At 62.9% G+C, this 24,329-nt stretch carries 17 protein-coding genes and 3 tRNA genes; 11 read left to right on the top strand and 9 right to left on the bottom strand.

From position 1 onward, the window contains the following. Positions 1–49 precede the first annotated feature (49 nt). On the top strand, positions 50–1,981 hold the full coding sequence (locus tag ACB030_RS12615; protein WP_371160189.1) for an amidohydrolase: 1,932 nt from the start codon (positions 50–52) through the stop codon (positions 1,979–1,981). A gap of 69 nt (positions 1,982–2,050) precedes the next feature. Here the strand turns inward: ACB030_RS12615 and ACB030_RS12610 are convergent, their stop codons facing one another. Further along, positions 2,051–3,172 carry an HPP family protein gene (locus ACB030_RS12610; protein WP_371160187.1) on the bottom strand — a complete coding sequence of 374 codons (1,122 nt, stop codon included), beginning with the start codon at positions 3,170–3,172 and terminating at the stop codon, positions 2,051–2,053. 282 nt (positions 3,173–3,454) lie between these two features. Further along, on the bottom strand, positions 3,455–5,719 hold the full coding sequence (metE, locus tag ACB030_RS12605) for a 5-methyltetrahydropteroyltriglutamate--homocysteine S-methyltransferase (protein ID WP_371160185.1): 2,265 nt from the start codon (positions 5,717–5,719) through the stop codon (positions 3,455–3,457). Positions 5,720–5,880: 161 nt separating this feature from the next. On the opposite strand from metE, the gene ACB030_RS12600 reads away from it, so the two are divergent. Further along, a complete protein-coding gene (locus ACB030_RS12600) occupies positions 5,881–6,816 on the top strand; it encodes a LysR substrate-binding domain-containing protein (protein WP_205641871.1) in 936 nt (311 codons plus the stop codon). A 66-nt stretch (positions 6,817–6,882) separates the two neighbouring features. Here ACB030_RS12600 and ACB030_RS12595 read toward each other — a convergent pair whose 3' ends face one another. The 3 genes from ACB030_RS12595 to ACB030_RS12585 form a co-directional block, all read right to left on the bottom strand. Continuing rightward, on the bottom strand, positions 6,883–7,668 hold the full coding sequence (locus ACB030_RS12595) for a siderophore ferric iron reductase (protein WP_371160298.1): 786 nt from the start codon (positions 7,666–7,668) through the stop codon (positions 6,883–6,885). 65 nt (positions 7,669–7,733) lie between these two features. Then, a complete protein-coding gene (locus ACB030_RS12590; protein ID WP_371160182.1) occupies positions 7,734–9,878 on the bottom strand; it encodes a TonB-dependent siderophore receptor in 2,145 nt (714 codons plus the stop codon). A gap of 267 nt (positions 9,879–10,145) precedes the next feature. After that, the gene (locus ACB030_RS12585) at positions 10,146–11,132 is read right to left on the bottom strand and encodes a helix-turn-helix domain-containing protein (protein ID WP_371160180.1); all 987 of its coding nucleotides are present in this window, start codon (positions 11,130–11,132) and stop codon (positions 10,146–10,148) included. Between the two features lie 191 nt (positions 11,133–11,323). Between ACB030_RS12585 and ACB030_RS12580 the strand changes: the two genes are divergently transcribed. Next, positions 11,324–12,064 carry an SDR family oxidoreductase gene (locus ACB030_RS12580; RefSeq protein WP_371160178.1) on the top strand — a complete coding sequence of 247 codons (741 nt, stop codon included), beginning with the start codon at positions 11,324–11,326 and terminating at the stop codon, positions 12,062–12,064. Positions 12,065–12,125: 61 nt separating this feature from the next. Here the strand turns inward: ACB030_RS12580 and ACB030_RS12575 are convergent, their stop codons facing one another. Next, on the bottom strand, positions 12,126–13,028 hold the full coding sequence (locus ACB030_RS12575) for a LysR family transcriptional regulator (protein WP_371160176.1): 903 nt from the start codon (positions 13,026–13,028) through the stop codon (positions 12,126–12,128). Positions 13,029–13,129: 101 nt separating this feature from the next. On the opposite strand from ACB030_RS12575, the gene ACB030_RS12570 reads away from it, so the two are divergent. The 3 genes from ACB030_RS12570 (at position 13,130) to ACB030_RS12560 (ending at position 16,457) form a co-directional block, all read left to right on the top strand. Next, positions 13,130–13,768: an NAD(P)-dependent oxidoreductase gene (locus tag ACB030_RS12570; RefSeq protein ID WP_371160174.1), complete on the top strand. Its 639-nt coding sequence runs from the start codon at positions 13,130–13,132 to the stop codon at positions 13,766–13,768. A gap of 401 nt (positions 13,769–14,169) precedes the next feature. Continuing rightward, positions 14,170–15,198 (top strand): isopenicillin N synthase family dioxygenase, encoded by a 1,029-nt coding sequence (locus ACB030_RS12565; RefSeq protein ID WP_371160172.1) that lies wholly within the window; start codon positions 14,170–14,172, stop codon positions 15,196–15,198. Between the two features lie 95 nt (positions 15,199–15,293). Beyond that, positions 15,294–16,457, top strand: a complete 1,164-nt coding sequence (locus tag ACB030_RS12560; protein WP_371160170.1) for a PLP-dependent aspartate aminotransferase family protein — start codon at positions 15,294–15,296, stop codon at positions 16,455–16,457. 115 nt (positions 16,458–16,572) lie between these two features. Here the strand turns inward: ACB030_RS12560 and folD are convergent, their stop codons facing one another. Continuing rightward, positions 16,573–17,430 carry a bifunctional methylenetetrahydrofolate dehydrogenase/methenyltetrahydrofolate cyclohydrolase FolD gene (gene folD, locus ACB030_RS12555; protein WP_005326697.1) on the bottom strand — a complete coding sequence of 286 codons (858 nt, stop codon included), beginning with the start codon at positions 17,428–17,430 and terminating at the stop codon, positions 16,573–16,575. Positions 17,431–17,633: 203 nt separating this feature from the next. On the opposite strand from folD, the gene ACB030_RS12550 reads away from it, so the two are divergent. From ACB030_RS12550 to ACB030_RS12535, 4 genes are all read left to right on the top strand, one after another. Next, positions 17,634–17,710 (top strand) — tRNA-Pro (locus ACB030_RS12550). Positions 17,711–17,746: 36 nt separating this feature from the next. Further along, positions 17,747–17,823 (top strand) — tRNA-Arg (locus ACB030_RS12545). Positions 17,824–17,947: 124 nt separating this feature from the next. Beyond that, positions 17,948–18,023 (top strand) — tRNA-His (locus tag ACB030_RS12540). Positions 18,024–18,183: 160 nt separating this feature from the next. Continuing rightward, complete coding sequence (locus ACB030_RS12535) at positions 18,184–19,401, top strand: J domain-containing protein (RefSeq protein ID WP_041211539.1); 1,218 nt, start codon at positions 18,184–18,186, stop codon at positions 19,399–19,401. A gap of 123 nt (positions 19,402–19,524) precedes the next feature. On the opposite strand, the gene ACB030_RS12530 is transcribed toward ACB030_RS12535, so the two are convergent. Continuing rightward, positions 19,525–22,095, bottom strand: coding sequence for a DEAD/DEAH box helicase family protein (locus ACB030_RS12530; protein ID WP_041204617.1), 2,571 nt, complete (start codon positions 22,093–22,095; stop codon positions 19,525–19,527). Next, complete coding sequence (locus ACB030_RS12525; RefSeq protein ID WP_024941336.1) at positions 22,092–22,676, bottom strand: bifunctional 2-polyprenyl-6-hydroxyphenol methylase/3-demethylubiquinol 3-O-methyltransferase UbiG; 585 nt, start codon at positions 22,674–22,676, stop codon at positions 22,092–22,094. Before ACB030_RS12525 ends, ACB030_RS12530 begins: the two co-directional genes overlap by 4 nt. A 326-nt stretch (positions 22,677–23,002) precedes the next feature. Here ACB030_RS12525 and ACB030_RS12520 point away from each other — a divergent pair, with 326 nt between their 5' ends. After that, a complete protein-coding gene (locus tag ACB030_RS12520) occupies positions 23,003–24,226 on the top strand; it encodes a DEAD/DEAH box helicase family protein (protein ID WP_371160166.1) in 1,224 nt (407 codons plus the stop codon). Positions 24,227–24,329: the final 103 nt, after the last annotated feature.

The raw sequence follows: 24,329 nt of genomic DNA, 5'->3' as shown, positions 1-24,329 counted from the left end.
GTGCTCATATCTGCAGTAAAAACTGCAATTAACCCAAGGAGAGCGCGCTATGGATAGCAAACACCCCCGTCTCAGGCTGGGCGCCATCGCCCTGCTGGTGAGTGGCCTGCTCGGCTGCCAGCAAGACAGCAGTGAGCCGCCTCCCGGCAACACCCTCTATCTCAACGGCAAGATCCACACCCAGGATGGGCAACGCAGCCAGGCCGAGGCCATGGTGGTGCAAGGGGGCAAGTTCACTTACGTGGGCTCCCGCGCGGGGGCCGAGGCCCTGAAGAACAGTGCGACCCAGGTGGTGGATCTGCAAGGGAGGATGGTGCTGCCCGGCCTGCACGACAACCACATCCACCTGCTCGGCACGGTTGCGCTCGACATGTGCGATCTGGACGGCCAGAGCGTCAACCTGGATCAGCTCGCGGCCAAGGTCAGCGAGTGCCTGCCCCGCTACGCCCCGGCCCCCGGGGACTGGCTGGTGGTCAATCAGTGGTCGCCCTATGACGGCAACACCCCCACCGCCACCCATGCCACCCTGCTGGCAGCCCTGGATGTGGCGGCGCCGAACAACCCCGTGATGCTGGCCGGGGTCGACGGCCATGCCGGCGGCTACAACTCCCAGGCGCTGGCGCTGGCACAGGACGAGGACGGCAATGTGGTCGGCTTCAATGCCACCACCCTGGCCCCGGGCGGCGTGTTCGAGGCCTTCATCCCCTATGTGGATCTGGCGACCGGCGTGATCCGGGACGCGGCCCGCAGCGCCATTGCGGTCCCCGACACCGGGGTGCTGAGCGCGGAGGGGGAACAGGCGGAGGCCCAGTATGACAAGATACTCCCCGCCATCTCCGAGCTGATGGCGTCCCGCGGCATCACTGGGGTGCAGGATGCCTGCGCCAACGACTTCATCCGGGAGCGGATGCTCAAGATGCAGGACCAGGATCTGCTGCACATGCGCGTCACCGCCGCCACCTGCTTCAACCAGGATGACTACAGCGGCAAGCTGGACATCGACGGGCACCTGGCCAAGGCGAACCAGGTGCGTGACGCCTTCGCAGGCAACCCCCTGATCAAGGCCGATGCGGTCAAGATCTTCCTCGACGGCGTGCTGGAGGGGGATCCCTTCACCAGCCCCCCCTTCCTGCCCAATGCCGGCATGCTGGGGAATTACCAGCATCCCCATCTGGCCCTGGATCCCGACAGCGGCGAGGTGAGCATCACTGCAGACAGCGAGGATGCAGGCAGCAACGGCATAGTCAACTACCAGGAGGCGGATCTGGCGCGCTACGTCACGGCGCTGGATGGGGCCGGATTTGGCATCCACATGCACAGCATCGGCGATCGCAGCACCCGGGTGGCCCTCGATGCCCTGGAGGCGGCCCGCGCCAGCAACGGGAACAGCGGCATCCCCCACACCCTTGCCCACCTGCAGGTGGTGCACCCGGACGATCAGAAACGCCTCGGCGAGCTTGGCCTCTACCCCACCTTCACCTATGCCTGGACCACGCCCCAGCTTGCCTACGACATGCTGGTCAGCCCCTTCATCCAGCCAACCAGGGTGGGACAGTCCCTGAGCGAAGCCATCTACGACCCCATGGGCTATCTCCATGACGCCCTCTATCCGGTCGAGAGTTCGCGCCAGGCTGGCGCCGTGCTGGTGGCGGGCAGCGACGCCCCGGTGGACAGCCGGGACCCGCGCCCGTTCGAGAACATGGCCGCCGGCATAGTGAAGGCGGCCGGTAGCGGCGACGACTTCAGGGCCAGTCAGCGCACCTCCCTTGCCGAGATGCTGGCCGCCTATACCATCAACGGCGCCAGGGCGGTGCGTCAGGGCGACATCACCGGCTCCATCGAGGCGGGCAAGTCGGCGGACTTCATCGTGCTGGACCGGGACCTGTTCGCCCTGGTCAAGGCCGGCACGCCGGAGCAGATCGCCCAGACCCGGGTCGAGCAGACGGTCTTCATGGGGGAGACCGTCTACCGCAAACCCTGAACGACACGGGCCCAGCAAGGGGCCCGCTTCTTATGGCTCACTCTTATGGCTCATTCTTATGGCTCATTCTTATGGCTCACAGACGGGCGACTCCTCCGCCTGCCCGGGTTGCAGGGCCAGGGTGAAGAGCGCCGCCACCATGTCGGACTGGGTGATGATGCCCACCAGTTGCTCCCCTTCCACCACCGGCATGTGGTGCAAGCCCCCGTCGGAGAAGGCCTCCACCAGATCGTAGAGGGGCTGGTAGCGCCGCGCCGTCTGCACCTCCCGGGTCATCAGATCCGCCACCCGCAATTGCTCGAGCGCCTCCCGCCCCCTGGGCTGGCGGCTCTCCCTGTCGATCATCAGATCATGCAGGGTGATGATGCCCGCCAACCGGCCCCCCTCGTCCGCCACCGGCAGCGCCTTGATCTGATGGCGAGAGAGCAGCTCCCAGGCCGTCATGGCGGACGCCTCTGGGGAGGTCACCACCAGATCCCGCGACATCACCTCCTGGCAGCGCACCGTGCCCACTCGCCCCCGCAGGGCGTGCAACTGGGCCTCCTGCAGCAGCTCCTGCAGATCCTGGCGACTGATGTCGAGCAGCTCCCCGTGCTTGTCCAGGGCAAAGTCGATGTCCTGGGTGGCCAGCCGGGCGCTCGGCTGGGGATCCGCCGTCTGGTGACGATTGGGCGCCACCTTGCCGCCATGGGGATAACGGCGCCCCAGGGCGCGGTTGTAGAGCAGCCCCAGGCTCAGCAACAGCAGGGAGTTGAGCAGCACCGGCAGCAGCACATAGCCGACCCCCAGCGCCCGGATCCCCTCGCCGCCGATGACCGCGGTGAGTGCCACGGCGCCGCCGGGGGGGTGCAGGCTACGGGTGAGGAACATGGCGGCGATGGCCAGCATCACCGCCAGGGCCGAGGCAAGGGCCATGTCCGGCACCAGGCTGGCACTCAGTACCCCCATCAGGGCCGAGACCCCGTTGCCCACCAGGATGGACCAGGGCTGGGCCAGGGGGCTGGCCGGGGCGGCAAACAGCAGCACGGCGGAAGCCCCCATGGGAGCGATCAGCCAGTGTACCTCTAGCCCCAGCCCCCACTGGCAGAGCAGGGCGGTGCCCAGCAAGCCGACGAAGGCGCCGAGGGCGCCGTAACAACTCTCTTTGAGGCTGGTATTGGTCGATACCGGCAAAAAATCCCTGAACTGCATCCTGCTCCCGAAGACGATAACATTTATTTCAAATGCGCAATTCTAGCCAGTTCCCCCGTCCAGCACCAACACGAGTGTCATCGCGGCCTCCGGATCCCGGGGGCGGCACACCGCCAATCTGGTGATCGAGGATCGCAAAGCCCGGCACCCTGCCTGCCAACCGGCCCTCCCCTGCGGCTCTGAGGGGCTTAAGATCATCATGCAAAAAGAGGGAAGGCTTTCGCCTTCCCTCTCTCGTTATCTCAGTGCTCTTGCGTTGTCTGCCGAGCGGTAAGAGGCTGCTCAGGCCAGTTCGGCTCGCAGCGCCCGGGTCGCATCGACCATCACCTTGAGGGCAGCCTCGGTCTCTTCCCAGCCGCGGGTCTTGAGGCCACAGTCCGGGTTGACCCAGAGCCTGTCGGCCGGGATCTGTTTGGCCGCCTTGCGGATGAGGTCCTCAATCCAGCCCTGGCTCGGCACGTTCGGGGAGTGGATGTCGTAGACCCCAGGGCCGATCTCGTTGGGGTAGTTGAAGCGCTCGAACGCGCCCAGCAGCTGCATCTGGCTGCGGCTGGTCTCGATGGTGATGACGTCCGCGTCCAGCGCCGCCACCGCCTCTATGATGAGGTTGAAGTCGCTATAACACATGTGGGTGTGGATCTGGGTGCTGTCCACCACAGGGCTGGCGCTCAGACGGAAGGCGCGCACCGCCCAGTCGAGATAGGCCTGGTGATCCTGCTTGCGCAGGGGCAGCCCTTCGCGGATCGCCGGCTCGTCGATCTGGATGATCTTGATGCCGGCGGCTTCGAGATCCGCCACCTCGTCACGAATGGCCAGACCAATCTGCAGGGCGGACTGCTCGCGGCTCACGTCTTCGCGCGGGAAGGACCAGCAGAGTATGGTCACGGGCCCGGTCAGCATCCCCTTCACCGGCTTGTCGGTCAGGCTCTGGGCGAATTTGGTCCACTCCAGCGTCATGGGGGTGGGGCGGTCGATGTCACGGGTGATCACCGGCGGCTTGACGCAGCGGGAGCCATAACTCTGTACCCAGCCGAAGCGGGTGATGGCAAAGCCGTCCAGCAGCTCACCGAAATACTCCACCATGTCGTTGCGCTCGGCTTCGCCGTGCACCAGCACGTCCAGCCCTATGGCCTCCTGGCGCTCAATCGCGTCCTTGATCTGGGCCTGGATGCCCGCCTCGTAGGTTGCGTCGTCGATGCGACCGGCCCGCCACTCCTGGCGCAGCAACCGGATGTCGGAGGTCTGCGGGAAGGAGCCTATGGTGGTGGTGGGCAAGAGCGGCAGCTTGAGATCATTGCGCTGGGCCTCGGCGCGTACCGGATAGGCGCTCTGGCGATCGAAGTCGCTGTTGGTGAGGCTGGCCAGACGGGACTGCACCGCACGCTTGTGGACCCGGCTGTCGGACTCCCGATCCACGATGGGCTGACTGTAGGCCTCGATTTTGTCGAGCTCGCCCCCGCCGAGATAGTCCGCCAGCAGCCCCAGCTCGTAGCACTTTTGCAGGGCGAAGGCGAACCAGCTGCGGGTCTGGGCATCCAGCTCGTGCTCCAGGGTCAAATCCACCGGGCTGTGCAGCAATGAGCAGGAGGAGGCCACCCAGAGGCGCTCGCCGAGCTTGGCTTTCAATGCTTTCAGGGTCGGCGCCAGCTTGGCCAGGTTGGCACGCCAGACGTTGCGGCCGTTGATGACGCCCGCCGAGAGCACCCACTGGGCCGGCAGATGCGGCACCAGCGTCTCCAGCTGCTCGGGGGCGGCCACCAGATCCAGGTGCAGGCCATCGACCTTGAGGCTGGTGATGATGTCGCGCTGATGGGCCACCGAGCCGAAATAGGTGGTGAGCAGCAGCTTGCAGGGGCCGGCCAGGCGCTCATAGGCGTTGAGGTAGGCCAGACGCCACTCGTCCGGCAGGTCCAGCGCCAGGGCCGGCTCGTCTATCTGTACCCACTCCACCCCTTGTGCTGCCAGTTTCGCCAGGATCTCCTGATAGACGATGAGCAGGCGATCGAGCAGTTCGAGACGGGAGAAGCCGCTCTCTTTCTCCTTGCCGAGCCAGAGGTAGGAGACCGGGCCCAGCAGTACCGCCTTGACCGGCAACCCCAAGGCCTTGGCCTCTTCAACTTCTTCAAACAGTTGGCTCCAGCCCAGCTTGAAGCGCTGATCGCGGCTGAACTCGGGCACCAGGTAGTGATAGTTGGTGTTGAACCACTTGGTCATCTCGGCGGCAGCGGCGGCCGGGCCGGTCGGTGCACGACCACGGGCCACCCGGAACAGGGTGTCGAGATCGGTGTCGCCGTGGCGGTGACGGGCAGGCACGGCGTCCACCAGCAGGCTGGTGCCGAGCACTTGATCGTACCAGGCAAAATCCCCCACCGGCAGCAGGTTGACCCCGGCGGTGCGCTGCGCCTGCCAGTGGCGCTCACGCAGGCTCTTGCCGGTGGCGATGAGTTCGGCCTGGGTGGTCTCGCCACGCCAGTAGGATTCCAGGGCAAATTTCAACTCGCGCTTGGCGCCGATACGGGGGAAGCCCAGGGTGTGTGCTCGTGTCATAGGTCCAATTCCTTATGCTCATTCATCTGATGGGAAACTGGATGATTTAGCCATCCAGATGTTTACACATCCAAAATGACAAGATAAGGTGGCCTTGGCTATTGAATCCTCTTCAACTGGCTCTCAAGAAATCCTCAACTGACGCACAAAGGAGCAGTGCCATGGGTGTGCCCAACCAGTCGACCAGCCATCAGAACACCAACGCGGGCATCGATCTCAAGCACCTGAAGACCATCAGTGCCCTGGCCGAACAGGGCTCCCTGGCGGGGGCGGCCCTCAGCCTCAACCTCACCCAGTCCGCCCTCTCCCACCAGCTCAAAGAGCTGGAGACCCGCCTCAACCTGGAGCTGTTTCTTCGCAAGAGCCGCCCCCTGGTGCTGACGGCGGCCGGCCAGCATCTGCTGGCCCTGGCTCGTCAGGTGCTGCCCGCCCTGGCCCAGACCGAGCGCCAGCTGCTGGCCCTGCACAGCGGGGATGCGGGCAGGCTGCATCTGGCGCTCGATTGCCACAGCTGCATCCAGTGGCTGCTGCCGCTGTTGCCGGGCTTTCGCCGCCAGTGGCCCGGGGTGGCCCTGGAGGTGGAGTCGGTGCCCGGCTTCGATGCCATCAGCGCCCTGCTCGGCGGCCAGCTCGATTTGCTGCTCACCTCGGACGTGCAGGCGCGCGGGGATCTCCACTTCGAGCCCCTGTTCGCCTTCGATCTCACCCTGGTGATGGCGCCGGATCACCCCCTCTGTCAGCAGGGCCGGATAGCCCCGGACGATCTGCGGCCCGAGGTGCTGCTGGTCTACCCGGTGGAGCGGGCCCGCATGGACGTGTTCAGCCGCTTCCTGCAACCGGCCGGGGTGGAGCCCGCCCGCTGCAAGCCGGTGGACAACACCTCGGTCATGCTGCAAATGGCCGCCGCCGGGCTCGGGGTCGCGGCCCTGCCGCGCTGGGCCAGCGAGGAGTTCGTGCGCCAGGGCTTGCTCGAGGCGCGCCCCCTGGGCAGCGGGATCCGCCGCCATATGTATGGGGCCGTGCGGGCCGCCGATCGGGATCAGCCCTGCCTGCAGAGCCTGTTCGAGCGCATCCGCACCCAGATGGCCGAGCAGTAAAGGGCATGAAAAAGCCGCCCCAGGGGGCGGCACTCACGCTGCTCGATGCGTCTGCTCTCAGGGGCCTCAGGATCCCTCGTCGCAGTTGGCGGCCCCCTGCCGTCTCGGGCAGTTGCCGCAAAGCTCCCCATCCCCTCGCCTGTAGTGCAGGCAGCAACGCTGGCGCACATAGCCAGGGAATGCCTCATCCCGGGGGAGCGAGGCCGAACGCCAGCCCGCCAGATGCCCGGCGGGCAGGCCGCAGGCGGCGAGCCAGAGCGGCGCATGGGCTTCGACCACCTCCGGGCTTATCTCATCGAAGAAATCCGGCACCCGCACCAGGGCCGCCAGCAGATCGTCCGCCAGGAGCGGGCGCACGAAGCCGGGGCGCAGCCGCTGCACCGCCCCCAGCAGCGCGAACAACTCCTGCCAATGAGCCTGCAACCGCTCACCCGCCGTCTTGATCAGGGTCTTTACCTCCCCCTTGATCATGGGCTCCGCCGGCAGGCTGAAGCCGGACACCAGCCCCTCCTGATAGCCCTGTCCCATGCGATCCAGGGCGGGCACGGCGCCGACCCGATAGACGGCCACCATGGCGAGGTAGATGGACTGCCAGCAGAGCATGCCCCAGCTGCGGGTCAGCCAGTAGGCCGTCCCCGCCTCCGGGTGCGCCTGCTGCCAGTGGCCATGCAGGGCAGCCGCGACCTCGTTCGGGGCGCCATGGGGGGGCGCCATCAGCAGAGCGGGGGACTCCCCCGCCAGCCGTCCCTTGAGGGAGGGAATGAGCCCGGCCGCCGCCGCAAACAGGGCGTCGTGATCCGCCAGCAGGGTATGCTGGCTGTGCACCGCCAGGGTGCCGAGGCCGCGAGGCAGGGCGTGCTGGCGGCCATCGGGATCCGCAGAGAGGGCGTGCCCCGGCGCAGGTCCGGGGCGCAAGGTCAGAATACGTATTTGAGTCGAGCCTCCACATTGCGCTCAGCCCCGAACCAGCAGTTGTTCTGGTCGTAGCAGGAGAAGTAGGTCTTGTTAAGCAGGTTGCTGGCGCTAAGCGACACCCCCACCCCCTTCAGACTCGCGCTGAGGGCGGCGAGATCATAGGAGGCGGCCATGTCCATCAGCAGATAATCCGGCACTGTGTCGGTGTTGGCGGCATCGAGCTCTGCCTCCCCCACGTAGCGCAGGCCGGCGCCGACCCGCATTCCCTCCAGGCTGCCGCCCGGCAGGTAGTTGCTCCACAAGGAGGCCATCTGCCTGGGTACCCAGACCGGGGTCTTGCCCTGCAAGTCTGTGGTGTCGCGGGTGATCTCCATGTCCTGACGGGTATAGCTCAGCGCCAGATCCAGCCGGCTGGTGAGATCGGCGCGCCCTTCCAGCTCTATCCCCCTGGAGACGATTTCGCCGGTCTGCAGCTTGGGCCCGTAGACGTTGTCCGGATCCGTCACCAGGGCGTTTTGCTTGGTGATATGGAACGCCGAGATCGTGGCCGTCTTGCTCATATCCTCGGAGAGGAACTTGAGCCCCCCCTCCCACTGGTGGCCGGTAGCGGGATCGAACGCCTTGCCGCTCTTGTCCGCCCCCGGCACCGGCTCAAAACTCTCGGCATAGCTCACATAGGGTGACAGGCCATAGTCCAGCTCGTAGAGGGCGCCGAGGCGCAACGAGAGGTTGTCTTGATCGATCTGGGCCAGGGACTGGCTGGCGGCTCCCAGGTAGAGGCCGCGGCTGTCGGTGTCCATCCGGTAGCTGTCGTAGCGGGCGCCGCCTATGGCCACCAGCCGGTCGAGGCGCACCTGATCCTGCAGATAGACGCCGGTCTGGGACTGGCGAATGATCTTGCGATCCTCATAGGAGAAGGCCAGGGCATCCGGCCGGATCTGGTTGTGGTCCGGGTTGAAGATGTCGATGGCGGGGGCAGAGTAGTCGAGGGTGTCCTGATAGAGGATCCGCGCGTCCAGATATTGGTAGTCGACCCCGAGCAGCAGGTTGTGCTGGGCGCCGCCGGTCTGCACCTTGCCCGCCAGCTGGTTGTCGATGACAAAGCCCTTCGACGCCTCGTCGGTCAAATAAGCGTTGCGGGCCAGGGTGCGGTTGTCCGCCGCCAGGGCCGCGTTGTAGGTGTTGCGCTGATAGGCGGAGGCATCCATGTAGCGGGCATTCTGCAGCACCTGCCAGTTGGCGTTGAAGTCGTGGCTCAGCTTGTAGCCGAGCAGGGTCACGTCCCGGTTGTATTCGTTCCAGTTCTCGTCACCGAGGAAGGTGTCGCTGCCAAGCTGCCCCAGGGGGTTGGACTTGACCGAGCCGCTGGCGGGGACTGTGGTGTAGATGCCGGCTTGCGGATCCTTCTGGTAGTAGAGGTTGAGGTTCAGCAGGGTGCGGTCGCCGAGCTGCCAGTCCAGGGAGGGCGCAAAGACGTAGCGCTCCTCCTCTGAGGTCACCGCCTGGCCCTCCTTCTGGCGGGCCAGCCCCACCACCCGGTAGGCGAGCCGGTCGTTGATGGCGCCTGTGCTGTCGAGGGTCATCTCCTTGAGAGTGCCCGTCCCCGTCGCCACGCTCACGTTGTGCTTGCTCTCCCGCTGGGGGCGCTTGGCAATGAGGTTGACCATGCCGCCCGGGGGCATGCTGCCATAGAGCACGGACGTGGGCCCCTTGAACACCTCCAGCTGCTCGATGGCCACGGGATCTATCTGGGGTTGCAGATTCCACTCGTTGTATTGCAGCAAGAGGCCGTCATAGAAGTTCTGGTAGTTGTCAAAGCCGCGAATGTTGAACAGATCCAGCCGGTTGACCGCCCCGCCTCGCAGCTCGGTATTGACCCCGGGCACGTAACGCAGCGCCTCGCTCACCGAGCTGACGCCGCGCTGTTCCAGGGTCTCGCTCTCCACGACCGAGATCGCCTGGGGCGTCTCTATGGGATCGAGCCGGGTCTTGGTCGCGGTATTGCGATAGGTCTGACCCAGCACGGTCAGGGTCTCGTCGGCCAGCGCCGCGTCCTGGCTGCCGGGCGCGGCGGCCAGCACAGAGCCTGCCAACAGGGTGGAGATGGTCGCGGCGACCAGGGTCAATGGGGGGTGAACAAGTTGCATCTGATCCTCGACTGCCTACTGCATGTGAATAGTAACAAATATCATTTGCATTTTATTGTGCTAATTTGCCCCGGAATTAACAATTTGGGGCATCTTGGCGGGCAGAGAGGCGAAAAACAGGCGAGATAAGCCTCAGTCGACGATGCCTTATGTCGATGGGAAAAGGTTATGAATTCAAATGACTATCTTTGGCGGGTGCAAAGTGGGTCGGCCATCAGCCGCAAGCGGCCTCGCCGGGATGGGGGACTTGGGTGAGGGCGCGCGCACTCAACCCGAGCAGGGGGCGATGGGCAGCCAGTACTCCATGGAGGCATCGGGCTGCTGGCCGTCAAAGCCCGAGGCATAGCGCTCCAGCTCGAAGCCATCCAACCCGCGATAGCTGGAGGACGGTAGCCAGTGCAGGATGAACCAGTTGAGGCTCTGCCCCAGCTGGCTGATGGGGCCCAGGTGGCTCAGCACGGCGTACTCCTGTGCCGGCACCCTGAGGCACGCAAGCCCGCTCGGCGGCTCGCTCCCCTCCTCTGCCGCCACCCCGGCCCAGTAAGGCAGCCGCTCCCCCGCCCCCGAGACGTCCACCACCCCGAGCAGCTCGCTGGCCGATGGGCGTCCTCCCGCCTCGCGCCAGGCACCCCAGATGGCGGGGACCGTCTGCTGAAAGTCCGGGTCTTCGGCAAAGAGCCCCCGGATCTCCCCCCTGACGCCGTGCAGGGTGAACCCCGGCCGGCTCTCCACCCGCACCTGCACCAATCGGGGAGCATTGACGAGCGGCATAGGCGCTCGCACCAGCGGGGTGCGCAGTCCCAGCCGAAGACCCCGCTTGCGATAGGCCAGGGGCGAGCAGCCGAACTGCTGCTTGAAGGCCCGGCTGAAGCTGACTTCCGAGCCAAAACCGTGGTTCAGCGCCAGATCCAGCACCCGCTGCCGGCTCGAGAGCAGCGCCTCCGCCGCCAGGCTCAGCTTCAGCTCGCGCACATAGTGGGCCACCGTCTGGCCGGTCTCGTGCAAGAAGACCCGCTGCAACTGCCAGCGCGACCAGCAGCTCTGCTCGGCCAGCTGCTCCAGCGACAGGGGCTGATCCAGGTGGGTGTGGATGTAGTCGAGCAGCCGCTCGATGCGGGTGAAGTGGGCGCGCGCCTGTGGCGCCGGGTCTGGGAAAGCGAGGGAGCTTGTCATGGGGTGATCGGGCTCTGTGCCGGCAAAGGGGCGCATTCGCCCAAGTGGCCACATTAAACATGGCCGCCGTGCCGGGGGCAAGCCTTGTTCGGCCTCGGCAAACCCGGCGCCGGGCCTGTGGCGGCCAGGATCCCCCTCGCGAAAAACCGCCCCCAGACGCCCCTTGTCACAAAAGTGACGCCTTTCCCTGCCACATTGTTTGCAAACAAAGTTGTCAATTGCCCCGGGACCCCGGGGCACCGTTCAACTCGTGACATGCAGGGAAAGCCAAGATGAAAAAAATTGCCTTGATCACCGGAGCCCGGGGCGGCATCGGATCCGCCATCACCACCGCCTTGCTGGCACAGGGGTATCGCATCATCGCCACCCACTCCAGCGCCAACGGTGCGGCGGCCCACGACTGGTACGCAGAGCAGGGATATCAACCGGATCGGGTGCGACTGCTGCCACTGGACGTGGCCGATACCGCCATGTGCCGCGAGACCCTGGGCCGCCTGTTGCAGGAGGAGGGTCGGGTGGACGTGCTGGTCAACAACGCCGGCATCACCCGGGATGGCGCCTTCAAGCGGATGGCGCCGGAGCAGTGGTTCGAGGTGATCCACACCAACCTGTGCAGCCTCTACAACGTGACCCAGCCGCTGTTCGACGCCATGTGCGAGCAGCGCGATGCCCGCATCATCAACATCTCCTCGGTCAATGGCCAGAAAGGGCAGTTCGGTCAGGTCAACTACTCGGCGGCCAAGGCGGGCATGCTGGGCTTCACCAAGGCGCTGGCGGCGGAAGGGGCCCGCTTCGGGGTCACGGTCAACGCCATCGCCCCCGGCTACACCGCCACCCCCATGGTGGCGGCGATCCGCACCGACATTCTCGACAGCATCAAGGCCGACATTCCCATGCGCCGCCTCGCCAAACCGGAGGAGATAGCCGCCGCCGTGGCCTTCCTCGCCAGCGAAGCAGGTGCCTATATCACGGGGGAGACCCTGGCCATCAACGGCGGCCTCTATATGAAGTAACGCCGGGATAATTGCGATAGACAGAGGGCAGCCAACGGGCTGCCCTCTTCTTTGGCCTGCGTTACAGCGGGCGCGCCGTCCCCCCGGGTTCGGCGAAATGGCTGCGCAGGGCGGTGATCACCCGCCGCACCTTCTCCGGGATCTCCCGCTGCGGCGTGATGGCGTGGATCTCCATGGGCGGCACCCGAAAGCCCGGCAGCAGGGCGAGCAGGCGGCCCTGGGCGAGATCCTCAGCAACTTCCCCCTCGGGTTGCAGGGAGATCCCCTGCCCCGCCAGGGCAAACTGGCGCAGGGGCAGGACGTTGTTGCATTGCACCCTGGGTTTGCACCTCACCCTGTGCTCGCCCCCCCGCTCGTCAAGGAGCAGCAAGCCGCTCCCCAGCATGTCGCCGCAGAGCCAGTCGTGGGTCGCCAGATCGGCGGGAGTGCGCGGCGTCCCCTTGCGCGCCAGGTAGGCGGGGGCGGCGCACAGCAGCATCCGGGTCTGGCCCAGCTTGCGGGCCACCAGGGTGGAGTCCGGCAGGGAGCCGACCCGCAGCGCCACGTCGATGCGCTCGGCAATGAGATCCCGCTTCTCGTCGTCGGCGATGATCTGGATGCACAGGCCTGGATGGGCCTGAAGCAAGGGCGACAAGGCCAGCGCCAGCGGCTGGCCCGCCATCCCCACGGGGGCGGTGATCCGCACCTCCCCGAGCAGGCTGTCGCGCACCTCCGAGAGGCGCAGCTCGGTCTGGTTGAGGGTCTGTTGCAGGGACTGGCACCCCTGCCACACCACCTCCCCCGCCTCGGTCAGGCTGAGGCGACGGGTGGAGCGATGGAGCAGGGTGAGACCGAGCAGGCTCTCCAGCTGGCCGATATGCTGGCTGACGGCGGAGGGGGTCATGCCGAGGGCCTTGGCGGCCCCCGTCATGGTGCCCGCCTCCACCACGGCGGCGAAGATGGCGTAACGTCTGAGCTGATCCATTATTAAATCCAGCTTACAAGTGAATGCAATTTACAGATGATTATTAAATCATATCCGGGGGCGTAGGATAGCCCCATTCCCACAGTGAAGGAGAGAAATCCATGAAGATTGCCCTCATAGGTGCCAGCGGTTTTGTCGGTTCAGCCATCCTCAACGAGGCCGTCAGCCGTGGCCATCACGTCACCGCCATCGTCCGCGACACCAGCAAGCTGGCCCTCCACCCGCAGGTCACCGCCGTGGCGGTGGATGCCCAGGACCCGCAGGCGCTGGCCGAGGTGCTCAAGGGGCACGATAGGGTGATCAGTGCCTACAACCCGGGCTGGAGTGCCCCGGATATTCATGATCAGTACCTCAAGGGCGCCAGCGCCATCGTCGAGGCAACCAACGCCGCCCACAGCTGGTTGCTGGTGGTCGGCGGTGCCGGCAGCCTGGAAATCGCCCCCGGCGTACAGCTGGTGGATACCCCGGACTTCCCGGCCGAGTGGAAGCAGGGCGCCCTGGCGGCCCGCGACGGTCTCACGGCACTTCGCCGCGAAACCACCCTCGACTGGCGCTTCGTCTCCCCGCCGGTGTTCCTCGAACCCGGCGAGAAGCGCGGCGGCTACCGTCTCGGGGGCGATCAGGTGCTCTTTAGCGGCGACAAGCCTGCCGGGATCACGGTCGGGGATCTGGCGGACGCGGTGATCAACGAAGCTGAACAACCGGCGCACCTGCGCCAGCGCTTCACCCTGGGTTACTGAAGAAGAGGCTGATCTAGGCGCGCTGGGCGGGCGCTCACCCTCTATCCTCTGCGCCACACTACCCAAGGGGAGGCTGATGCCTCCCCTTTGTTCATTCGCCTCCCATGGGCACAGCGCCTTCCCTGGCCCCAGGCAGATTCATGGGCAAGGCGATCGGCTGGGTCGCATTTTCTCCGTGCAATCGACAAATTCCCCCAAAGGGATCGAATCCTATTTCGACTTTTGTATATAACTAAGAATATTTTGTTGCTTCCACCTTATAACTCCGAACAGTAGCATCCCCTTAAACCCACATGGTGCCATCGTGAGCCACGGACCCGAGTCCTGCCACGAGCCACACCGCCATCTTTGTCGCGGATCCTCGGGACTGCACCCGACATCCGACACCTGAGGAGATGCACATGGAACATTCATCACTGCCCATCATCGACTATGCCGCGCTCAATGGCACCCCCGAGGAGCGTCACCAGATGCTGGCCAAGCTTGGCCGGGCGGCCCGCGAGGTGGGCTTCTTCTATCTGACAGGCCATGGTCTGAGCGAAGCGCAGCAACGGGAAACCCTGGCGCTGGCGGCCCGCTTCTTCGCCCTGCCCTTGCAGGAGAAGCTGGCGGTGCAGATGGTGCACTCCCCCCACTTTCGTGGCTACAACCTGGTGGGGGCCGAGCTCACCCGGGAGCGGCCGGACAGGCGAGAGCAGTTCGACATCATGAACGAGGAGCAGTCCCTCCCCCTGGCGCAGATAAGCCACCCCTGGCAGCGGCTCACAGGCCCCAACCAGTGGCCCGCCGCCCTGCCCGAGATGAAGACGCAACTGCTGGCGTGGCAGGAGCGGCTGAGCGACATCACCCTCACCCTGCTCGCCGCCTTTGCCGAGGTGCTGGAGCAACCGGCCGGGGTGTTCGATGAGAGCATCCAGGGCGCCCCCTATCAGCACATGAAGCTCATTCACTACCCGGGACGGGAAGCGGGAGGCAGCGGCCAGGGGGTAGGCGCCCACAAGGATCCCGGCTACCTGACCCTGGTGATGCAGGACGATCACTCCGGCCTCGAGGTGGAGACGGCGAGCGGCTGGATTTCCGCGCCACCCCTGCCCGGCGCCCTGGTGGTCAATATCGGCGAGCTGCTGGAGCTTGCCTCCAACGGCTACCTCAAGGCGACCCTGCACCGGGTACAGAGCCCGCCCCCCGGGGTCTCGCGTCTCTCCTGCGCCTTCTTTATGGCGGCGAGACTCGATGCCACTGTGCCGCTGCTGCGGCTCTCCCCCGAGCTGGCGGCGCAGGCGCAAGGGCCAGAGAGTGACCCGGCCAACCCGCTCTTCTATCAGGTGGGGGAGAATGTGCTCAAGGGCAGGCTGCGCTCCCACCCGGATGTGGCGGCGCGCCACTATGCTCAGCAACACAGGGGAGCGCAGGAGCCGGTACCGGCCTGACACCATCAAGGGGGATGGCAACAAGCCGCCATCCCGTCCACCGATTTCCACACCAGAACAACAACGCCATAGCCTGGCGACCACGGAGCAAAACGATGAAATTCAAGACCATGAGCGTGCACAGCGGCCAGCGGATCGATCCCCAGACCGGCGCCCTCACCACACCGCTCTACCAGAGCAGCACCTTCAGCTACGTCAATGCCCAGGCGGGCAAGGAGCGCTTCGCAGGCCAGGCCCCGGGCTTTATCTACAGCCGCTTCGGCAACCCCACCACCGCCGAGCTGGAGCTGAAGCTGGCGGCTCTCGAGGGCGCCGACGAGGCGCTGGTGGTAGCGAGCGGCATGGCGGCGGTGAGCGCCATCCTCTATGCCCTGGCCAGCAGCGGAGATGAAGTGGCCTATGTCGGCCCCCTCTACGGCGGCACCGATGCGTTTCTCAAGCAGACCTTCAGCCGGGCCGGCATCACCATCACAAGTTACGACAGCGATCAGGATCTGCTGGCCAACATCAGCCCCGCCACCAGGGTGATCCTGTTCGAGACCCTGACCAACCCCACCCTCAAGGTGGTGGATCCCCGGGTGGTGGTGGAAGCGGCTCGCAAGGTGGACGCCATCAGCGTCTGCGACAACACCTTCCTCACCCCCTACCTGCTGCGCCCGCTGGAGCTCGGCATCGATCTGGTGATGCACAGCGGCACCAAGTATCTGGGCGGCCACGGCGACATCATCGCCGGTGTGGTGGCCGGCTCCCACGCGCTGATGAAGTCGGTACGCACCGTGGCCCTCAAGCACATCGGCTCCCCCATAGGCCCACAGGAGGCCTACCTGCTGCAGCGCGGGGTCAAGACCCTGCCCCTGCGCATGGATGCCCACCTGCACAACGCACAAAAGGTGGCAGACTTCCTCGCCGCCCACCCGGCGGTGAAGAAGGTGATCTACCCGGGTCTTGCCAGCCATCCGGGCCACGACGCCCTCGGCGCCTTCGCCAGCGGCTTTGGTGGCATGGTGAGCATAGAGCTGGAAGGGGGCTTTGCCCGCTGCGCCACCCTGCTAGACAACCTGCAGCTGTTCGTGCAGGCGGTGAGCCTTGGCGATCTCGAGAGCCTGGCCTGCCATCCGGCCAGCACCACCCACGCAGCCATGGACGAGGCGAGCCGCCTCGCCGCCGGGGTCAATGACGACCTCATCCGCTTCAGCATAGGGGTGGAGGATGCCGACGATCTCATCGCCGATCTGGCGGCGGCGCTGGCCCTGATCTGACTAGGCCGCCCTGCCCAGTCGTCTCGGCAGAGCATCACGTTCGACCAGCAATAAAAAAGGGAAGGCCAGGCCTTCCCTTTCTCTCATCCCTTCCCTAGTGCGGGGGGCGCCCTGCTCAGGCGTCGTGATAATCCTGGCAGGCGCTCAGGGTGTTCTCCATCAGGCTGGCCACCGTCATGGGCCCCACGCCACCGGGTACAGGGGTGATGAAGGCGGCGTGATTGCGCGCCGTTTCAAACTCCACATCCCCCACCAGGGAGCCGTCGGCCAGGCGGTTGATCCCCACGTCGATCACCAGGGCGCCGGGCTTGACCCACTCCCCGGGGATGAAGTTCGGCTTGCCCACCGCCACCACCAGCAGATCGGCACGGCGTACCTGGGCCTCCAGATCCTGGGTGAAGCGATGGCAGGTGGTGGTGGTGCAACCCGCCAGCAGCAGCTCCAGCGTCATCGGGCGACCGACGATGTTGGAGGCACCGACCACCACAGCATGCAGACCGTGGGTCTTGACGCCAGTCGCCTCGATCAGGGTCATGATCCCCTTGGGGGTGCAGGGACGCAGTGCCGGGATGCGCTGGGCCAGACGGCCCACATTGTAGGGGTGGAAACCATCCACGTCCTTGTCGGGGCGAATGCGCTCCAGCACCTGGGTTGTGTCGCAATGAGCCGGCAGGGGCAACTGCACCAGGATGCCGTCCACCTCCGCATCCTCATTGAGCCGATCGATCAGGGCCAACAACTCTTCCTGGGTCGCATTGGCGCTGAGATCATAGGAGCGGGAGACAAACCCCACCTCTTCACAGGCACGACGCTTGCTGCCCACATAGACCTGGGACGCCGGATCCAGCCCCACCAGGATCACCGCCAGACCCGGTGCCCGCTTGCCCAATGCCAACCGCTGTTGGACTTGTTCGGCGACCTGATTGCGAATCGTTTGCGCAACCTGTTTTCCATCAATGATTTTGGCAGACATCGTTCTTCACTCACCATGTGTTCAACTGCCGCGCATTGTCGCATTTTTTTGGCGCGGGTGTTAGCGGCTCTCGCCTGGCGGGCAATAAGTAGGCATTTGAATTTACTGGCGGAAAAAGTCGTTGACGCTGACTTTGACGCTTGGGTATGATGCCCGCCCGTTGCCCAGTCGTACCGCCCCCGGTATGCTGGACGATGAGATTTCGGTGATTAGCGCAGCCCGGTAGCGCATCTGGTTTGGGACCAGAGGGTCAAAGGTTCGAATCCTTTATCACCGACCAGGTTCATCGAGTCATCTTGTGACGGCTCGATACAGAGCGCCCTTAGCTCAGTCGGATAGAGCAACGGCCTTCTAAGCCGTGGGTCGCAGGTTCGAATCCTGCAGGGCGCGCCATTTAAAATGTGTTTTAAATCATTGAGTTATTGATGAAGAGTGTGACTTATCGTCCATTCGGCAGATTATCTCAGGATGACCTTGGCCAGGCCTTGGCAGACACAAAATGGCGATGATTTCAGTGGTGGTTGTAGCTCAGTTGGTAGAGTCCCGGATTGTGATTCCGGTTGTCGTGGGTTCGAGCCCCATCAGCCACCCCATTATTTCTCTGTTGTTGCTATCTGTTGCGTAAGAAAGGCTTTAATATGGCCAGCAACTCATCTGCAAGGCAGACTTCGCGCTATTTATGCGCGGCGATAAACCGGCCCCGCGCCGGTTTTTTTGTTTTAGCGAACAAAATAACGCCTATGGAGGCGGCCTATGTCTCTTCGTAATCCAGCTCGCAAGCAGCCCGCTCGCCAGCCCTCCCCCACGACGGGTAACCCCGCCCTCGATCTCTTCCACCGCAACTGGCAAGCGCTCGAAAAGCTACAGGCAAAAATCGACAAGCAAACCCTCAACGGCCGCGATATCTATCAGCGCTTCACCAGCGACATCGAACCCCTTGAGCGTCAACAATGCGAGCTCATCTTTGCCCTCACCAAGCGACTGACCGACTTTACGGCTCGCAAGAGCTTTACCCAGTGGCAACGGGAGACCTTGCACCACTGGATCCACGATCTCATCAACTATCTCGAGTCCAATCCGTTTCGTGGCGAGATGGATTTGGCCCCCCTCTATCACCAAATCCAAACCAATACCGCCCTGCACATGGATGACGAACAGCTCGACTATCAGTGTGATGAACTTACCCATATGCTGATGGAAACTTGTGGTCACTGCCCCGAAGACATCGACACCTTGCGCGATATGGTCAAAAACCCCGCTCTGTTGCACGAGTACCTGATAAACGCGGCGAAGCAGAAAATGGCCAACGGGAGTGACACCGCTGGTGAGGAAGAGGATGCCCTCTTCGACGATGATGAGTTGTTTGCCGATGAGTCCCCCTTCGGCGCTGAGCAGCAAGATGCTTTTGCCCACACGCGCACCCGTCGTGAGCAAGAGGAAGAGATGCGCATCGAACAGCTGTTCAGCAAATCCAGCCTCAAGCAGCTCTATCGCAAGCTCGCCCTGGCGCTGCACCCGGATCGGGAACCCGACCCCGCCATGCAGGCGGAAAAGACCCGCATCATGGGCCAACTCAGTCAGGCTTGGGAAAACAAAGAGATGTTCACCCTGTTACAGCTGGCCCACGCTCACCTACCCGAGTTCGATAACCTGCTCAGTGACGAGAACCTCGCTTACCTCAACCCGATGCTGAAACGCCAGCTACGCGAGCTCGAAGTCAGCTACTACGGCGGGCAAGACGGGCTAATGGGCGCGGTGCTGCACAAATTCAAGCAATCATCCAAGAAAAAGACCGAGCAGGCCTTTGCCGAACATCGGGACTATTTGCTGCGTGATATCGACCACCTGACTGCCCAGCTGGCCGAGATCACCACCCTGCAGACCCTCAAACCCTATCTGGCGGCCCGCTGGGATCAGCAGCAAATAAGGTGGCGTGAGGAAGAGGACGATATGGAATGGCTGTTTCGGTAACGGCCAGCGCTGACCGACCATCTCCCCAAACAATCAAGGCGCCACTGGCGCCTTGATTGCTTTCACGCTGCTGGTTTTTACACTGCTTGTTTTTACACTGATCGTGCTATCGGATAGCCAGCCTTAAATCAGGGTCACCTGACGCGCTTTGGCATCAGGCGCCAGCGCCTGTTCCTCATCGTGGATAGTTGTGAAGGGCTCAGGGGAAATGGCGGCTGCCGATGCGATTTTGCGCTGCTGATATTGGGCCAGACGCAAGTCCAGCAGCTCTTGCACCATGCGATGCAGAGGATCGATATCCTCCTCACTCACCGCGAAGCGTGGGCAGAAGCGATCCTCCCTTACCTCGAACCAGTACTCCCCCTTGGCGCCTGGATTGCCGCCACTGCTGAACTTGATCGGATTGCTCTTCCAGTAACTGAGCCAAGCCGGGCTGTCGGCGCTCAGGGCTTGCTGCTTGACCGGTAGATCGAGGCGGGCCAGCTCGGGATGCCGCTCAAACAGGTAACGGGAGTGGCTGGCCAGCGCCGCCAAGGTGGGTGGCTCACGCAGGCCGTCGAGTTCGAGCAGCGCCAATAGCAGGATCAACTTGAAACTCTTGGTGAGCGCGGTGTGCTCCACCCCCGAACGCAGAAAGTCGCCGTGCCGGTTCAGCACGCGCAGCTCCTCCTCCCCCAGATCGCCCGCTTGGGCGAGCAGCTCAAACCAGCCCCCCTGTTTTTGGGTATCGAAACGCAGTTGCTCACCCAGCCGGACTGCCCAGGTTTGCCGCGCGGTGGGGCGATAGCCGAGGTGCTCTTTGAGGGTCTGATAGGTCTCAATCAGAGTCGGTTTCTGCTGCTTTTTTAACAGCGCCAGCAGCGGAAGCAGCTTGGGATCCAGATTGATAAAACAACCTGCCGCCAGCGGCATCGCCCTGTTTGCGTGCGTTGGTGGGCGGGTCAATTGCGTTTGCAGCAGCTGGGGCTTGTAGAGACACGCCTTGTGATTGCCCACCAGATCGATCACCACCAGGCGTTCTTTGCCTTGATAGAGGCGCAAGCCCCGCCCCAACTGTTGCAGGAACACGATGCGCGACTCGGTGGGGCGCAGCATCAGCACGGTATCGATGGCGGGCAAGTCGGTGCCTTCGTTGAACAAATCTACCGAGAAGATGATATCAAGCTCGGCGGCGGCCAGTTGCTCCAGGGCGGCTTGTCGCCCCTGGCGGGAGCCCGCATAGACGGCTATCGCCCGCACACCGGCTTGCTGGAAGACGCTGGCCATAAAATCGGCATGACGGGTCGAGATGCAGAAGGCCAGCGTGCGCTGCTGGCGTAAACGTCGCCACTGGCTAAGGGCGTGCTGAGCCCGCTTCTGACTGGCGAAGGCACTCTCCAGCGCATGGGGGTCAAACTGACCGTTGCGCCAAGGCAGCGCGGCATAGTCGACGGTGTCATCCAAAATGCCGTGATAGGTGAGCGGCACCAGCATCTTCTGCTCGATGGCGAGGGCCAGCCCCCGTTCAAAGACGAGATTGTTGTCGCACAGCGCCAGAATATCGGCCTGATCGGTGCGGTCAGGGGTCGCGGTCAGCCCGAGCAGGAAGCGGGGCTTGAAGTGGTTTAGCAAGCGCCGGTAGGAGGGTGAGGCGGCATGATGAAACTCATCGACCACCACGTAATCGAAGTGATCCGGTGCAAAGCGCAGCAGATGCTGACTCTTGCCCAGGGTCTGGATGGAGGCAAACAGCCAGTCGGCCTCATCCTGCTGCTGACCATGATAGAGGCCCGAATTTGCCCGCGGCACCATGTGCAAGAAGGTCTGGCGCGCTTGGGTCAGGATCTCCTCCCGATGGGCAACAAACAGCAGGCGGGCCGCCTGCATCTGGCGCACATCAAAAGCCGCGAGCCAAGTCTTGCCAAGGCCGGTCGCCATGACCACCACACCCCGTTTATGCCCCTGTGCCCGCGCGGCTTGCAGCGCCATCAGCGCCTCTTGCTGCACGCTGTTGGGGATGGGGGCTTCACGCAGCTGCTCAGCGCTGCTGCGATGATCCCCAGTGAGCACCCGCAACTCCCGCAGCGCGCTCTGCCGATAGCGAGCGAGGTAGCCATCGATCCAGTCGTGGGTAAGGGGCACGACCCGCGCGTCTTGCGCCAGCCGATCGATTTGAGCCGCGAGCTGACGCAGGCTGTGATGCGGCTCGCTGGGGCCGCTCGGCTCAGCCCTGAGCGACCAGTTCCACTCCAGCGACTCGGTGAGGGCGGCGGCAGAGATATTGCTGGAGCCGAGAAACGCCTGGCCACCGAGCACCGCTGGCGACCCTTCCTGGCCAACTTGCTCGCCTAGATACTGGGCTGCGTGCTGGACAAACAGATAGGACTTGAGGTGAAAGCCGCGATTGCCCTGACTCTGGTAGATCAGCGCGCAAGAGCGAGCGGGATCAAATTTAAGCAACTCGCGCAGCGCCACCGGCTGAGTCACCTCCAGATAGTCCGAGGTGATCACCCGAAGCCGTGCTCCTCGCGCCAACGCCTCGTGCAGGGCACCGCGCAACAGCACCAGCCCGCTTTGGCGAATAAAGGAGACACACAACTCGATGCGGCTACCCTCGCCACAACGGGCGATGGCGTCCAGCAGATGTGGCAACAGGGGATCGTTGAACTCCGGATCCCCCGCCTCTCCCCCGCTGATGAGCACGGGTGCACTCATGACCCGACCTTGCGCACGATGGCGTTAAGCCAACGCTCCTGCTCGCGGCCGGGGCGTCGATCCGCCGTCAGCCAAGTCTCGACCTCGCTCAGCGGCAACGGCGTGATCAGGGCGTGCAGCCCCGCCTCATCCAACTGGGTGAAGGCTCGGCCATCGCGCTCGGTCTCGTCTACCCCATATTTGAACGAGCAATAGAGCAGACCACCGTCGGCGAGTTGCTGGCACAGATGGGCCATTACGGCATCCAATTCGGCGCGGGGAACATGCAGCAGACTGGCACAGGCCCAGATGGCATCGACCGGCACGGGAGCCACAAACTGCTCGAAACGGCACAGTTGCACCGGCTGACCAAGCAGGCGCTCGGCACGCAGGGCCAGCTCCGCGCTGGCATCGAAGGCTGTGACCCGAAAACCTTGCTGATGGAAATACAGGCTGTCCCGCCCAGAGCCGCAGCCCGCATCGACGATATGAGCGCCGGCGGCGAGCAGAGGCAAGAAGCGCTGGTAAAGCGGTTGCATATCGACCGACAGCGTGCCTTCGACGAAGCTATCGGCGTGTTGGTTGTAGTAATCGATAGACATAGTAAGCAGGCACCTAGCAGAAAACGCCCAGATTAACAGAGAGATAGGGGTAAAAAAATCGAGTCAGCGCCATTTCAGACAATCCGCAGTACGGGAAGGCCAACTGGCACCTTGATTATCTTCCCACTGATTGCAGCGACCAGAGTGATCTGCTCTTGGACAAGTAGAATCTTCACTACGAATTTACACTTGGATGGCTTGAGGCCGGTTCGCGCCCCAATAAACCGGCGATAAGCATCGTACGTTCTACGGGCTCTTTGTTGGAGTCAGCAACGAGCTGTGTGAAACTAGTGGTATCATTCATTAACTGAACTGACCTCTCTTCCATGACAGCTAAAGCCGACTCTCTGAGACAAAAAATCTACCTCATTTTGACTGGTGGGAAATTACATGATCACCAACGTATCGCAGCACAAAAGACATTCGATGCACTAAAGGGAAACGTCCGTGCAGTTATCACTGCGGCAGAGATGCAAGCAGGCAAGTCTGGTGTGGCACTCGCTCTTTGTTGTTTGCAACGTCTGTCACTGACTGATGAAGAGGTCTGCGACCGCTCCAAGCTCAAAGATACTCTCTATTTGGTAACCATGCCTGACGTTGCCTTGTTAGAGCAGGCTGAAAAAGATCTGGCAGATGCTAAAAATGTGGTTGTTAGTAACTTTATTCGATTCGACCAAGATTTAGAGCGAAGCTTTAAAGGCAATCCGCCCAAACTGATCCTGATCGACGAGTGTCACTATGGCTCAAATGCGGCAGCTATACGGTACTGCAAGGTTTTTGATTACCTCGAAAAAGAGAATAAAGATTGCAAAGTAGTTTTTATCTCTGCGACGCCTTTTGGGGCTCTCTATGCGGCAGAGACAGAATACGATGTTGCCAAACACGAAGAAGAAATAGCAAAACATAATCATAGAGAAAAAGAGGCTATTGAAGCAGCAGAAGCAGCCGAAGAGGCAGCTCGCAACTCAATTTTACGGCGTGATTTTAATACCAAATTGGTATTCCATCGCACCAGTAACGAGTACTACGGTGTTAGGGAAATGCTGCGCTCCAATAAAGTCACGGGATTGGATTCTGACTCGAGGAATATTCTCGATGACTCACCAGCCAAAGCGAAGCTGCTGAGTTTACTTAAACAACATGAAGGTGCAGGATGGGTATTGGTCAGGGTGCCGCCAGGTGCCGCCATGGAGGCAAAAACTGGTTTTATTCAAGCAGGATTTGCAGATCAGAATGTTCATATTCTTGGCAAAGATCTCAGCGGTGTCCCAGAAGACCAATTAACTACCATTGAACGATTTAAAAAAGAGTTCGATGAATGCATCGACTTTGACGAAAAGCTCATTGCTATTACCGTAGCAGGCTGTCGCGCAGGGATTAATTTTGGTCAAGATATGAAACAGCGGCTCATTGCCACCTGGGACAGTACGGTAACCAGTGTTGCGGCAGTGGTACAAGCGAACATTGGCAGAGCCTGTGGCTACCATGACAATCGAGAAGCACACCACTTCACAAGCCTTAATGCGGCGCAAGCCTATGGGGCAGGGTGAGAGCGTGAACATTTTGTTAAATTTCACCCAGTTTTTTGAGACCCGCATTGAGTACCGTTTCCAGATATTCACTGCTCATTCCTGCGATTTTTTGCTTCCGTCT

Source organism: Aeromonas sp. S16(2024) (assembly GCF_041403065.1).
In the GTDB taxonomy this organism is placed as follows: Bacteria; Pseudomonadota; Gammaproteobacteria; order Enterobacterales; family Aeromonadaceae; genus Aeromonas.
This window is presented reverse-complemented; position numbering and strand designations above follow the sequence as displayed.

Coding starts and splice junctions, on each gene's coding strand:
- ACB030_RS12535 (WP_041211539.1), top strand. CDS start 18,184: ATGTCTCTTCGTAATCCAGCTCGCAAGCAGCCCGCTCGCCAGCCCTCC.
- ACB030_RS12580 (WP_371160178.1), top strand. CDS start 11,324: ATGAAAAAAATTGCCTTGATCACCGGAGCCCGGGGCGGCATCGGATCC.
- ACB030_RS12565 (WP_371160172.1), top strand. CDS start 14,170: ATGGAACATTCATCACTGCCCATCATCGACTATGCCGCGCTCAATGGC.
- ACB030_RS12520 (WP_371160166.1), top strand. CDS start 23,003: ATGACAGCTAAAGCCGACTCTCTGAGACAAAAAATCTACCTCATTTTG.
- ACB030_RS12560 (WP_371160170.1), top strand. CDS start 15,294: ATGAAATTCAAGACCATGAGCGTGCACAGCGGCCAGCGGATCGATCCC.
- ACB030_RS12530 (WP_041204617.1), bottom strand. CDS start 22,095: ATGAGTGCACCCGTGCTCATCAGCGGGGGAGAGGCGGGGGATCCGGAG.
- ACB030_RS12575 (WP_371160176.1), bottom strand. CDS start 13,028: ATGGATCAGCTCAGACGTTACGCCATCTTCGCCGCCGTGGTGGAGGCG.
- folD (WP_005326697.1), bottom strand. CDS start 17,430: ATGTCTGCCAAAATCATTGATGGAAAACAGGTTGCGCAAACGATTCGC.
- ACB030_RS12525 (WP_024941336.1), bottom strand. CDS start 22,676: ATGTCTATCGATTACTACAACCAACACGCCGATAGCTTCGTCGAAGGC.
- ACB030_RS12600 (WP_205641871.1), top strand. CDS start 5,881: ATGGGTGTGCCCAACCAGTCGACCAGCCATCAGAACACCAACGCGGGC.
- ACB030_RS12590 (WP_371160182.1), bottom strand. CDS start 9,878: ATGCAACTTGTTCACCCCCCATTGACCCTGGTCGCCGCGACCATCTCC.
- ACB030_RS12610 (WP_371160187.1), bottom strand. CDS start 3,172: ATGCAGTTCAGGGATTTTTTGCCGGTATCGACCAATACCAGCCTCAAA.
- ACB030_RS12570 (WP_371160174.1), top strand. CDS start 13,130: ATGAAGATTGCCCTCATAGGTGCCAGCGGTTTTGTCGGTTCAGCCATC.
- metE (WP_371160185.1), bottom strand. CDS start 5,719: ATGACACGAGCACACACCCTGGGCTTCCCCCGTATCGGCGCCAAGCGC.
- ACB030_RS12615 (WP_371160189.1), top strand. CDS start 50: ATGGATAGCAAACACCCCCGTCTCAGGCTGGGCGCCATCGCCCTGCTG.